This window comes from Schaalia cardiffensis F0333 (assembly GCF_005886435.1).
Taxonomy (GTDB): domain Bacteria; phylum Actinomycetota; class Actinomycetes; order Actinomycetales; family Actinomycetaceae; genus Pauljensenia; species Pauljensenia cardiffensis.
Window position 1 is genome coordinate 1,676,553 of record NZ_CP040505.1, and the last position, 12,003, is coordinate 1,688,555.

Genomic DNA, 12,003 nt, shown 5'->3' on the forward strand with positions numbered 1-12,003 from the left:
TGCACCATCCGCGTCATCGAGGTCTCTATTGAGAGGAGTCCAGATGGTGAAGGAGGCTTTCAATCAGGTCGGGTAAATCTCTTTCAGCCGTCCTCCACAAGATCTGCGGATCGATCTCGTGATAGCCATGGGCCATTCGGTTGCGCATGCCCCGCACGAGGGGGAAAGGCAGATCGGAGTTGTTCTGAGTGAAACCTTCCGGGAAGTCCTCAATGATTGCCTGCAATCTGATCACCGCGTGGCTCGCCGCAAGCTGGAGAACACCCGCCTCACTCGTAGAGGCAACAAAAGCGCCGTGTCCGCGCTCGACAATCCACTCGACCTGCGCTTTCAATTCATTGAGCGCTGCAATGAGCTCTTCAACGCTAACGGATTCGCGCGTCATACCAGTAGCACCGCCTGACGACGAGCATGGTCGGCGGCGTAGCCGCTCGCCCGGAAGGACATGATGTCGACAGGTCTTCCGAACAACTCCGAGAGTTCAGCCTCAGCGGCCACAACGTCAAGGAGCGATGTCCCCTCCCCGAACTCGACCAGAAGATCGATGTCCGACTCCTTGGTCGCCTTGCCCGTGACTTGAGAACCGAAGACGGCGATTTTTCCCGTCCCGTGGTGTGCACGGACGATGGCGCGAACCTCATCGGCACGCGACATGATCTCCCCCATCACCACAGGAGGGGTGAGATGCGTGCTCGTGCTCATATGGCCAGCCTATCTTCTCGCCCAGTTCATGTCAGTCCTTGTGACGCGCCGAGGCCCAGCGCCAGGCGATGGCCCGGATGGCGCTGAGGCTCATAGCACCTCGGGCGACGAAAAGCCTGAGACGCACTCAAGGGTGGGGCTGTTTCTCCTCAAGAGAAGCAGCCCCACCTATGCTTGTCCGACGGAACGAAGGACACCCGCTGACTCAGCAGGAGACGCCGATCACGACGGGTTCACTTCGCGCTCGCGAGCAGAGCCTCCTCGGCCTCCTTCGTCCACAAGCCGTCATTGAGCTTGGCCGCGACCTCGGGGAACTTCTCGGCAAGCTCGGTAACGGGAGTCAAGCCAAGATCGTGAAGCATCGGGAAGACCATGATCTTCCCGCCCGAGGTGCGCTTGATGACCGAGCCAATGGCATCGCCGAAGCCCGCCATCCCCGTCACCGCCCACAAGGAGATCGTCGTGTCGATGATCCCCTCCTCGATCTTCTTCAAGACCGTGCGCATATCGGACACATCCGAACCGGAGGTGCCGAGCATGAAGATCTTGCGCTCAATGATCCCCTGCAGATCGAAATCGCCGAAAGTCCCGGCGGGGATGCCTGCGAAAGCGTTAAGAATCGCCCCCTCGGCGCACATGTCGACCGCCTGGGAGACGAGGGGCGGGACCGGCACGAGGCAGGTGACGTAGGTGTAGCCGTACTCGAGGGGCTGAGTCGAAGTATTGAGGATCTCAAGGGGCACCCTGTTTTTCTCAGCGCTCGGGCCGACAACCTTCTTGAGGTTCTCCAAGCGCTCATCCGACAGGTCGGTGCCTACGACGCTCAAGCCCTTCACTCCCGAAGTGACGGCGCGCATCGTGTGCATGACGCCCATCGGACCGGCAGCGCCAATGAAGGCGCACGTGTCGTTCTCGCGCAGCTCGCCGTTCGCGGGGATCCAGGCGTACCCCTCGGCCGGGTCCGAGCCGGTCGTGCCGCAAAAGCGAGTGAAATCGTAGTGGACTCGACCGATGTCCAAGCTGAGCTTACGGTCGATCCTCTCTCCGGAAAGGACTGTGCACATCACTCCGCGCGTCCCCAGGAGCAGCGCGGCTTTCTCGATCCCCTCCGGGTCGGCGCCGAAGAAGACGATGTCGTCAAAAGACTCGCCCTCGAGAGAATCGAGCTCAACGACCTCGACGCGCACAATCTCGGCGGGAGTGTGCTCAGCAGTCAAAGAGTCGATTGTCCCCTCGCCCACGACGAGGAGGCGGCCGCCATCAGCGATGTGGTTGCGCTCGGCCCAGGCGTAGGAGCCTTCGACTGTCGCCCAGGGTTCGATGAGACCGACGGCCGCGGCGGAGGGGCCCTCCGAGACGTGGATGAGGAATTCTTCCCCATCGGGTGAAACGACGCAGCGCTCGTCGACGACGACGTACTCTTCGAGGGCTCCATCGAAGTTGTAACCGAAGGCAGCGTTCGACTTCGCGGTGCGCAGGTGCTTCCAATCGGCCTGGACGAGGAGGCGGTCGCCGACGGCGAAATGCGTGACCTTCTCGCCGACTTCAACGACGCGGACGACGGGCTCATGACCGGGGGTTGTCGGCTCTGTTCCGGGCCGGTAGCTCGGGATCTCCTTGAGGGCCTCCACGTCGATGCCACTGATGATCTCAGACTTGCGGGGGTGGGTGTTGAACTGGTGGAGGAGTTTCGTATCGGAGAAGCAGATGCCGCATGCCTCAACCTTGAGCATCATCTGGTGCGGGCCAACCGGATCGATCGCCTTGTGATCGTTGACGATGAACTCGTCGGGTCCGACGATCTGGATCGCGCACTGGGTCTTCGGGTACTCAGTCATGGTGTGTTTCCTTTGCTTCGGTTGTTCTCCGGCGAGCCCTGGCTCTCCCGGTCTGCACAAGGCGTGGGGTGGAAGTGACGCCCGCTCGCCAATTCACACGGCGATTGCATTCGAAGCCCAGCTGGGTCCGGGCGCGCACCCCACGCGTTCTCATGAGGATTCAGTTCATCATCACCTGGCCGCCCGTTACGGGCAGAGCCTGGCCGGTCTCATAGGCTTGTTCGACGATGTAGTAGATCGCGCGCAGCACATCAATGCCCGAAGCTCCGCGGCGCATCGGGACCTTCGCCTCGTAGAACTCCTTGACGTCCGCGACCGTCTTCGCACCGGGAACCTTGCCGGACTTGAGGTATTGGACGAAGAGTCCGCGCTCCGGGTCGGACCACAACGGCCCGTCGTAGAAGTTACCCGGGCAGATGGCGTTGACCTTCACCCCATGTTCAACGAGCTCGAGGGCGAAGGATTGGACGAGTCCAATGCCGCCGAACTTCGAACCCGCGTACGCCGCGTTCTTATTCGAGCCGACGAGCCCGGACTTCGAGTTGATCTGAATGATGTCGGTCAACCAGGCGCCCGAGGTGGCATGCTGACGACTCAGCACACCACCAAGGTGCTTCGTCACGAGGAAGAAGGCAACATAGTTGATGTCCGTGGACAGACGGAAAGCGGAAGCATCCTGTTCGAGGACGGAGCCTGCGCGAACGATGCCCGCATTCGACACGACGAGGTCAATGCCTCCGGTGATTCTTTCGATCTCTTCACTCATCGCGGCGACGGACTCCTCGTCGGCGACATTCACTGTGATCGGGTGGGTCGTCTCGCTTCCGAGTTCCTTCGACTTCGCGAGCGCGCCCTCGGCGTTGAGGTCCGCGATGTACACGAAACAGCCCTGCTCGACGAGGCCTTTGGCGATTTCGGCTCCGAAACCTTGGGCTCCGCCGGTGACGAGGGCGACGCGCCCGGAGATTTCACGCTCGCCCCGCTTCGTGGCGATCACCTCGTAGGTCTCCTCACCCGTGGAGACGACGACGGGCAATTCGACATCCTTGAGAGTCTGGGCGTCGACGCTGAGAAGATCAGCACCGAGTTCAAGCGTCGCGGGCTGATCAGTCTGGCGCACAATCACCGGACGGGAAAGGGCGTTAAGGAAGAGGCCCCGAAGGAGCGGTGCGTTGGTCATTGTCGTGTCCTTTGTCATGTCGACGTGGTCTTCGGCGTCTGAGTTTTCACAGGAGAGCAGCGGTTTTCGCAATCTCAGCAGGATCGGCACCATCGGCGATGGCCCGCCCCAGTGGGGCGTAGGCCGCGATCCGGGCGACGAGCCCCTCTGGGCTGAGACGCCTCTTCCCGAGCAGATGGAAGTCCGGGGAGATATTCATCAGGGCCTCGTGTGCGACGAGCGCCCAGGTCGCCTCGTTGAGCTCGCGGAACTGGGGTTGGCGCAGTTCAGGACAGTTGAAACTCTGACGGGGCTGATTGATGTCGACCCCAGAGATTTCAAGCATCCCGTGCGCGGCGGCGAGTTCGTGGACTCGTTTGAGCTGTTCGGGTGTGTTGCGCGGCGGCATGTAGGTGACGGCGCGCAGCCCTTTAGCTTCCATGGCGTCGAAAAGTTCGTCGAGGAATTCATCTTCGAACTTCTCGGCCTTCTTATCTCCCGTCGGAGATGCCAAGACGTCTCCGAGGTAGGCGTAGGTCGCGATCGCGCCAATAGAGTCGGCGAAAGCAACGACCTCTTCGGCACTCGGGAGTTCATCGCTCGGCTGAATGTAGATGCGCTCAAGGTACTCGGCTTTCAACACTCCGAGGAGGTCGTACATGAGGTGCGGGTTCTCTTCGGAGCTGAGGGCTTGCTCAAGGGAGGGGGGAATTGCAATCCCCATGGATTTCAGGCCCTCGAGGAGCTGTGGTCCTTTACCGAAGCCTTTGATGAGGGCACTCGCCATGGCGGCGAGCAGGTGGCGTTCAGTAATACCCCCACCATTCGCGTACTGCGAGATGGCGAGCATGTCCTTGTCGGGGTCGAAGGGAGCCAGGCCCAGGTTGATGAGGATCTCGTTTGCGACCTCGGCCATTTTCAGGGTGCGTTCGAGGCGGGCGGCACGCTTCGGGGCGAGCCATGCTCCGACTTCTTCGCGGGCTTTCGCCGGAACACCCTGAACCGTCATATAGGCAATCCCCATGGAGTCGGGGTTGTTGAGCTTACGCGTCGACAAAGGGCCCTCGGAGTCGAAGACTGCGCGAATCTCGAAGCCGGTGACCGAGCCCATCGAAAGGGCTCGGCATGCGGCCGTCATCTCGGGGGCGGCGGCAATGGAGTCATGGTCGACGGAGCCGACGACCCTCAGTCCGGCACGGCGGGCGTTCAATGCCGCGGCGGTCGGCGTGTAGGGGCTGAAGGAGTAGCAGGTGTGAATGTGGTTGTTCGACTCGGCAACCCATTCGGGGAATGACTCACTCTCAATGAGTTGCCCGAGGGCGTCGAGTCGTTCCTGCTGGCTCAGACTCGGATCGTTCGTGGCGTCCATCGGTTCCTCGCATCGCTGGGACAAGGGTGTAGGAGGGGGAAGCGGTGGTGACCGCTTGAGGATCGGGCGTCTTTGCCCTTTCGTGAGTCGGCTCTGCATTCGCTCTGATGGAGCCGAGAATCGTGCGTTTCAGGCCGAGGCGTTCAAGGCGCGCGTCGTGCGCGAGACGAGGGCAGGGCCCGGTGGGTCGGGGTGGATGCCCGACCCACCGGGTGCGCCTCACAGGCCGAGGCGGTTGCGACGAGCGATCTCGCCCTCGGTCTGGTTGCTCGTGGGCGTGTGGCCCGGGAGCGGGACGATGCGCTCGTGGATCGCATCGATGATCCACTCGACCTGCGGGAAGAAGTAGGACTCCAACTCGGGGCCGGGGGTGATGCCATTACGCGATCCGACGACCGCGATCGGCGCGTCAAGCGCATCGAAGGCGAGGGTCTGCACATTCGCGGCAACGGTGTTGAGGAAGTTGCCGCGCTCGACCGCATCCGAGGTGAGGAGCAGGCGACCGGTCTTCTTCACCGAGGCAATGAGCTTGTCGTAGTTGAGAGGTGCAACGAAGCGAAGGTCGATCACCTCGGCGCTCATGCCGTACTTCTCCTGGAGGACCTCGGCGGCTTCGAGGGCGCGGTACATTGTGGCGCCGTAGCCCGCGATCGTGATGTCGCTGCCTTCGCGGCGGATCGCCGGTTCGCCCTCGGGAGTCTCGTAGTAGCCCTCGGGAACACCGCCGGGTTCGAATTCTTCGCCCTTGTCGTAGAGGAGCTGGGATTCGAAGAAGACCACCGGGTCGGTGCCGCGCAGGGCGAGGTTGAGCATGCCCTTCGCGTCCGTCGGGGTCGTCGGGAAGTAGACCTTCAGGCCCGGGATGTGGGCGGTGAGGGCCGACCAGTCCTGAGAGTGCTGGGCGCCGTACTTATTGCCGACGGAGACGCGCAAGACGAGGGGCATCTTGAGCAGGCCTGCGGACATGGACTGCCACTTGGCCATCTGGTTGAAGACCTCGTCGCCGCTTCGGCCCAGGAAGTCGCAGTACATGAGTTCGACGACCGCACGCCCGCCGGCCATTGCGTAGCCAACACCGGCACCGACGATCGAAGCCTCGGCGATCGGCGAGTTGAAGAGGCGACGGTACGGCAGGGCCTCGGTGAGGCCACGGTACACGGCGAATGCGCCACCCCAGTCGCGGTTTTCCTCGCCCCAGGCCGCCATTGTCGGGTCCTCCTTGAAGCGGTGGAGCATCGCTTCGAAAAGGCCGTCGCGGAACTGGTACATCTTCATCTTCGAGACGGGCTTGCCGTTCTCATCCTTCGCGGTGCGAACCTTACGGGCGATAGCGGCGACACGCGGGTTGGCTTCGAGGTCGATCTCCGCTTCGCCCTCTTCCATCTTCTCCGTGGGGGTGTTGGAGAACATGACGGTGTCAATGTAGCCGTCGGCGATGCGCGGGCAGTTGTCCTCGTCGATCGCGAGCTGCAACACCTTCGTGAGCTTCTCGGTCAGGCCCTCGGTGTAGGCGTCGATGTCGTCTTGAGTGGTGAGGCCATTGGAGATGAGGAGCTGGGAGTATTCCTTGATGCAGTCGACGTTCTCCCACAGTTCGACCTCGTCCTTCGTGCGGTACGAGGACGCGTCCGAGGGCGAGTGTCCGGAGAAGCGGTAGGTGATCGTGTCCATGAGGACGGGGCCGCGTCCCTGCTCGAGGATCGTCTTCTTACGGGACACGGCGTCCGCGACGGCGAGGGGGTTGATGCCGTCGACGCGCTCGGCGTGCATGGCTTCGGGGTTGAGGGCTGCTCCGACGCGGGCGAGGACGTCATAGCCCATGGTTTCGCCGTAGGTCTGGCCGCCCATGCCGTAGAAGTTGTTGAAGAAGTTGAACAGGATCGGCGGGTAGCCGCCGTCCTCTTCACGCCACAGGGTGCGGAACTGGTCCATGGACGCGAAGTTCATGGCCTCCCAGACGGGGCCGCAGGCGAGGGCCGCGTCGCCAACATTGGACACGACGATGCCGGGCTTGCGGTTGATGCGCTTGAAGAGGGCCGCGCCATTGGCCACCGGGGCCGAACCGCCGACGATGGCGTTGTTCGGGTAGGAGCCGAAGGGCAGGAAGAAGGTGTGCATGGAGCCGCCCAGGCCGCGGTTGAAGCCGGACTTGCGGGCGAAGATCTCAGCGAGGGCGCCGAAGAGGATGAAGTTCTCCGTCAGTTCAGTCGTGTTCGCGTAGTTGATCTTCTCCGCGAAGGACAGGGTTTCGCCGCCGAGGAAGCTCTTCATGATCTCTTCGAGCTGATCTGCGGGGATCTGGCGCATCGCGGAGTAGCACTTCGCGAGGATCTCACCGTGCGAACGGTGCGAACCGAAAACGAAGTCCTCTGGGGCGAGAACCGTGGCCTGGCCGACATAGGCGGATTCCTGGCCGATGCCCAGGTGGGCGGGACCCTTGTGGTTGTAGGCGATGCCCTGCCATTCGCCGGTCTTCTTAATCGAGTCGAGCATGGATTCGAAGGTGCGCACGACGATCATGTCGTGGAGCATGTTCACCATGCCCTCGGCGCCGTAGCGCTCGAGCTCCGTGTTGAGGTCGAAAACGTACTGGTTGATGGGGACCTCGGGGAACTCGACCCGCCCGGCCGCCCGCACCTTCGCGGGATCAATGATGAGTGACTTAGTCATTGTCTTGTTTCTTTCGTGAGGAAGGATCAGAGATTCAGAGTTTGACGGCCCAGACGGCTTCGCGAATGACTTCGGAGACGGTCGGGTGGGGGAAGACGACTTGACGGAGGTCTTCGACGGTGAGTTCCATTTCGAGGACGGCCTGAGCTCCCCAGATCATTTCTGCGGCGTAGGCACCCAGGACGTGGATGCCGAGGATCTGGTGGGTCTTCGGGTCGACGAGGATCTTCGCTTCTCCGGTGGCTTTGAAACCGTTCTCCGCGATGAAGCGCCCCGACATTTGGGCGGGCACCTTCGCGACGAGGACGTCTCGGCCTTCGCGTTTGGCAGCTGATTCGGTCAGGCCCACGCCTGCGGCCTCGGGGATTGAGAAGACCGCCCAGGGCACGGTGTTCCAGCGCATGACCTCGCCTCGTTTGGAAGCTTGGGGGTCGAGGATGTTCGCTGCCGCGATCTCGCCCATGCGGTAGGCGGCGTGGGCGAGGAGGGAGCGTCCGGTGACGTCACCAATGGCCCAGACGTTCGGCAGATTCGTGCGCATGCAGTCGTCGACGACGATGCCGCGGTTGATTTCGAGTCCAGCTTCTTCACCTCCCCAGCCCTGGGTTGCGCTGCGACGCCCGACGGCCATGAGGATGACATCCGCTTCGAGGCTCTTCTTCTCCTCGCCCTTCGAATAATGGATGGTCGTGCCCTCGAGAGATTCGACGCGGCAGCCGAGCTCGAAGGTGATGCCCTTCATCGCCGCGCGCATCCTGGCGGCCATGTCATCATCCATGAAGGGCAGGATCTCGGGGGTCATCTCAATGACGGTGACCTCGGAGCCGAGGGTCGAGTACAAGGATGCGAATTCGACGCCGATGACTCCGCCGCCGATGACGGCAAGGCGCTTGGGCACCTCAGGCAGGGAGAGGATGCCCGTCGAATCGACGACCACCGGGTTGTCTTTCACTCCGGGGATCGGGGGAACGGCGGGCACAGAACCCGTCGCGATGATGACGTGTTCTGCGGTGTATTGAACACCGTTGACACTGACTTTGCCGGGAGCGTCGAAGTGTCCGCGCCCTTCAACGACGGTGACACCGGCGCGTTTCTCGGTGGCGGCAACTCCCGACACGAGGCCCTTGACGACTGTGTTCTTCCAGTCCTGCAGGCGGCCCCAGTCGAGGGCGAGGCCTTCCACATTGACGCCGAAGGTCGTGGCCTCCTTAGCGTGGAGGTAGTTCTTCGCACCGGCGAGCAGGGTCTTGGTCGGGATGCAGCCAACGTTCAGGCAGGTGCCACCGAGGTACTGCTCTTCGATGAGCACGACCTTCTTTCCGGCGTGTCCGAGTCGTTCGGCGGCGAGGTAGCCGCCGGGGCCCGCTCCTAGAACGATGACGTCGAAGTTCGTCTCAGTCATGACTCAGTTTTCTCCTTTAAATGAGTTTCAGGCGAGAACCGTGACGTCGATGTTTTCGATCGCCCGGACGAGGTCTTTGAGGAAGCGGGCGCCGTCTGCGCCGTCGATGACCTGGTGGTCGATCGTGAGGGACAGGCCCAGACGCTGCTCGACTCCGATTTCGCCTTCAGCGGTGACGACGGGGCGGGGCGTGATGGCGGCGACGCCGAGGATGGCGGTCTGCGGGCGGTTGATCACGGGGGTGAAGGACTCGATCCCGAAGGAACCGATGTTCGTCACGGTGAAGGTGCCACCGGACAGGTAGTCGGGGGCGATGGTGCCTTCAATGGCTTCGGAGGCGAGACGCTTGGCTTCAGCGGAGAACTGCTTGAGGGAGAGGGATTGCGCGGAGCGGATGACCGGGACGAGGAGTCCTCGCGGGGTGTCGGCCGCGAAGGCGAGGTGGACCTGTTCGAAGAGGGTAAAGTCCAGGCCCTCGAGGGTCGCGTTGAAGGCGGGGTACTTCGGCAAGGTCTTGACGACCGCGTAGCAGACGAGGTCGTTGAGGGTGATCTTGCCAAGGCCCAGGGACTCCTCGGCGTTCTTGAGTTTCTTGCGCAGCGCGAGAAGACCTTGAGCGTTCGCGGAGGTGTTGAGGGTGAGCTGGGCGCTTTCCTGCAGGGAGGCCATCATGCGTTGGGCGACGACCTTGCGGACGCCCTTGAGCTTTTCCGTGGTGGATGCACCCGGGAAGTCCGCGCTCGTAACCGCGAGAGGGGCCGGGGCCTGGGGGGCGGGCTTGAGGAGGTCGGCGGTGGTGACTCGTCCGCCAAGGCCTGTGCCGCTTGCTGCGGTGCCGCCGAGTTGGGTGGCGGCGGAGGTGTAGGCGGGGCCCTGGGCGATGACGGCCTGGACATCGCGTTCGATAACGCGCCCGTGGGGGCCTGAACCCTCGGCAATGGAGGAGGTGTCGATGCCTTTGGAGCCTGCGAGGGCGCGTGCTCTGGGGGAGACGGCGCCGCTGGCGGCTGTAGTGGCGAAGGAGGGGGCGGGGGCCTCGGGGACTTCGGCCTCTGGGGAGTCTTGGGGGGCGGAGGCTTCTTCGGCAGCGGAATCGGAGGGCACGAGGGCGGAGATGTCTTCACCGGCTTCACCGAGGATGATGAGCGGGTCCTTGACGGGGACTTCGTCGCCTTCGGCCCACAGGAGCTTCAAGACGGTCCCAGCGTCGGTGCTGGGAACCTCCATGGTGGATTTGTCGGTTTCGATCGAGCACAGCGTCTGATCGACGGCGACCGTGTCACCTTCGGAGACGAGCCATTCGACGATAATGCATGACTCTACAGAGTTGCCCAGCTGGGGCATCACCACGATGGTGGCCATGTGTTTCCTCCTAGACGATGCGCAATTGCGTGCGCTCGCTCAGTTCCTTTTGTGGTTCTTCCAAAAGGGCGTCGTCGGTGATGATCCCGGTGACGTCCTCGACTCCCATGAAGCTAACGAAGCCGGCTCGCCCGTATTTTGACGAGTCGCTCAGCAGCCAGGTTTCCTCGGTGCGTTTGCTCATGAGGGCGCCGATATGGCCGCCCTCGACGAGCTGGGTCGTCAAACCCCGTTCGACGGAGAAACCATCGGTGCCGAGGAAGACGAGGCGTGCGTTGAAGTCCGTGATGGACTTTTCTGCAACCGGTCCGACAAGGGATTCGGTTTCAGGGTGGAAGCGCCCGCCCGTAAGGGTCACAGTGATGTGAGGGTTCGGGCGAGCGTTTTGAAAAACGAGGAGAGAGTTCGTCACGACCTGGATCCCGCGTTTGCCGGTGAGGTACTTGACCACGAGGGAGCAGGTCGTACCCGCTTCGATCATGATGCGGTCGTCGTCACGGATCATGGCGGCGGCGGCGCGCGCAATCCGTTCTTTCTCCTTAATGCGGTCGTTCTGGCGCAGGTGGATATTACGGTAGGCGGTCGGCCTGGCTCCTCCGTGCGTGCGAACGAGGTAGCCCTCGTCTTCGAGTTCTTTCAAGGTGGTGCGGATGGTGACGAGAGAGACGTCAAGATCCTCGGCGAGGGCACTGACGCTGACCTCGCCGTTCATGGCGAGGCAATCGAGGATGTAGCTCGTGCGCTCTGGACGCCCCACACCCATCACCTCTTCGTGAGCCTTCGAGAAACTATCGCTTTGCTTCCGCTACAGCGAGTTTAGCCAAGAAATCGAAAGTGCACAAGCGCACATTTCCCCTCAAATCCACCTGCCTTAGATGAAGGGCGAAGAACCTGCTCCACATCATTTTTTCGGCTTTATTGCACGGTTTTCTCAGGAATGAGATCACCCCCTTCGGGGCGAAACCTATCCGAAGGGGGTGATCCTGAAAAAGAAAAGCAAGCGAAAGCTTTTCCTTCCCTATGATGAGTGAGAAGCAGGCCGACAGAGCTCACTGTCCAGGCATGCGAACTCCCACAGTGAGCAGCAGATTGCCGTAGAGACGCTGCTCACCGGTCGCGACGATAATGCCGACGTCCTCACTGCGGGCGGCATCATAGAAATCAAAACGGGACAGTTCAGCGAACTCGGTGTCGGGCAGCTGGGCCTTGAACTCCTCATGGATCGGGATCTGCACCTGGGGAGCATCGGGAGCCGGAACCATGATCTCGGCCTTTTCGATCGGGCACACCTGTTTCAAGACCTCGAGGATCTGGACGACATCAAGCATGCCAGGGGCGAAGTTCAAAGAGACGAGCTCACAGCGCGGGGAGACTCCGGTCGTGTGCGGGTAGTTCGCATCTGCGAGTAGGATCTTCGAACCGTGTCCGGCTGCGGCGAGCGCGCGCAGCAGCTGGGGATGAGTCATTGAGCCGTAGATCATGGCGGGCCTTTCTCCTGAGG

10 protein-coding genes are annotated in these 12,003 nt (G+C 62.1%); all 10 read right to left on the reverse strand.

Annotation, left to right across the window (positions count from 1 at the left end; translation table 11 throughout):
- Window positions 1-25: 25 nt before the first annotated feature.
- Window positions 26-385, reverse strand: coding sequence for a HepT-like ribonuclease domain-containing protein (locus tag FFA61_RS06995; RefSeq protein ID WP_005963535.1), 360 nt, complete (start codon window positions 383-385; stop codon window positions 26-28).
- Window positions 382-702, reverse strand: a complete 321-nt coding sequence (locus tag FFA61_RS07000; protein WP_005963534.1) for a nucleotidyltransferase family protein — start codon at window positions 700-702, stop codon at window positions 382-384. The genes FFA61_RS06995 and FFA61_RS07000 overlap by 4 nt, the downstream gene beginning before the upstream one ends.
- 233 nt (window positions 703-935) lie before the next feature.
- Window positions 936-2,540, reverse strand: coding sequence for an alcohol dehydrogenase catalytic domain-containing protein (locus tag FFA61_RS07005; RefSeq protein ID WP_005963533.1), 1,605 nt, complete (start codon window positions 2,538-2,540; stop codon window positions 936-938).
- A 160-nt stretch (window positions 2,541-2,700) separates the two neighbouring features.
- Window positions 2,701-3,720 carry an SDR family NAD(P)-dependent oxidoreductase gene (locus FFA61_RS07010; RefSeq protein ID WP_040313630.1) on the reverse strand — a complete coding sequence of 340 codons (1,020 nt, stop codon included), beginning with the start codon at window positions 3,718-3,720 and terminating at the stop codon, window positions 2,701-2,703.
- Window positions 3,721-3,766: 46 nt separating this feature from the next.
- The gene (locus FFA61_RS07015) at window positions 3,767-5,068 is read right to left on the reverse strand and encodes a hypothetical protein (protein WP_005963531.1); all 1,302 of its coding nucleotides are present in this window, start codon (window positions 5,066-5,068) and stop codon (window positions 3,767-3,769) included.
- 219 nt (window positions 5,069-5,287) lie between these two features.
- Window positions 5,288-7,738 carry an alpha-ketoacid dehydrogenase subunit alpha/beta gene (locus FFA61_RS07020; protein WP_005963530.1) on the reverse strand — a complete coding sequence of 817 codons (2,451 nt, stop codon included), beginning with the start codon at window positions 7,736-7,738 and terminating at the stop codon, window positions 5,288-5,290.
- A 34-nt stretch (window positions 7,739-7,772) separates the two neighbouring features.
- Window positions 7,773-9,140 carry a dihydrolipoyl dehydrogenase gene (lpdA, locus tag FFA61_RS07025; protein ID WP_005963528.1) on the reverse strand — a complete coding sequence of 456 codons (1,368 nt, stop codon included), beginning with the start codon at window positions 9,138-9,140 and terminating at the stop codon, window positions 7,773-7,775.
- Between the two features lie 27 nt (window positions 9,141-9,167).
- Window positions 9,168-10,502 (reverse strand): dihydrolipoamide acetyltransferase family protein, encoded by a 1,335-nt coding sequence (locus tag FFA61_RS07030; RefSeq protein WP_005963526.1) that lies wholly within the window; start codon window positions 10,500-10,502, stop codon window positions 9,168-9,170.
- A 10-nt stretch (window positions 10,503-10,512) separates the two neighbouring features.
- The gene (locus tag FFA61_RS07035) at window positions 10,513-11,259 is read right to left on the reverse strand and encodes a DeoR/GlpR family DNA-binding transcription regulator (RefSeq protein WP_040314082.1); all 747 of its coding nucleotides are present in this window, start codon (window positions 11,257-11,259) and stop codon (window positions 10,513-10,515) included.
- 292 nt (window positions 11,260-11,551) lie between these two features.
- Window positions 11,552-11,983, reverse strand: coding sequence for an RbsD/FucU family protein (locus FFA61_RS07040; protein ID WP_005963521.1), 432 nt, complete (start codon window positions 11,981-11,983; stop codon window positions 11,552-11,554).
- Between the last annotated feature and the right edge of the window lie 20 nt (window positions 11,984-12,003).

Bases quoted from the DNA above. Each gene is read 5' to 3' on its own strand.
- FFA61_RS06995 (WP_005963535.1), bottom strand. From the start codon at position 385: ATGACGCGCGAATCCGTTAGCGTTGAAGAGCTCATTGCAGCGCTCAAT.
- FFA61_RS07000 (WP_005963534.1), bottom strand. From the start codon at position 702: ATGAGCACGAGCACGCATCTCACCCCTCCTGTGGTGATGGGGGAGATC.
- FFA61_RS07005 (WP_005963533.1), bottom strand. From the start codon at position 2,540: ATGACTGAGTACCCGAAGACCCAGTGCGCGATCCAGATCGTCGGACCC.
- FFA61_RS07010 (WP_040313630.1), bottom strand. From the start codon at position 3,720: ATGACCAACGCACCGCTCCTTCGGGGCCTCTTCCTTAACGCCCTTTCC.
- FFA61_RS07015 (WP_005963531.1), bottom strand. From the start codon at position 5,068: ATGGACGCCACGAACGATCCGAGTCTGAGCCAGCAGGAACGACTCGAC.
- FFA61_RS07020 (WP_005963530.1), bottom strand. From the start codon at position 7,738: ATGACTAAGTCACTCATCATTGATCCCGCGAAGGTGCGGGCGGCCGGG.
- lpdA (WP_005963528.1), bottom strand. From the start codon at position 9,140: ATGACTGAGACGAACTTCGACGTCATCGTTCTAGGAGCGGGCCCCGGC.
- FFA61_RS07030 (WP_005963526.1), bottom strand. From the start codon at position 10,502: ATGGCCACCATCGTGGTGATGCCCCAGCTGGGCAACTCTGTAGAGTCA.
- FFA61_RS07040 (WP_005963521.1), bottom strand. From the start codon at position 11,983: ATGATCTACGGCTCAATGACTCATCCCCAGCTGCTGCGCGCGCTCGCC.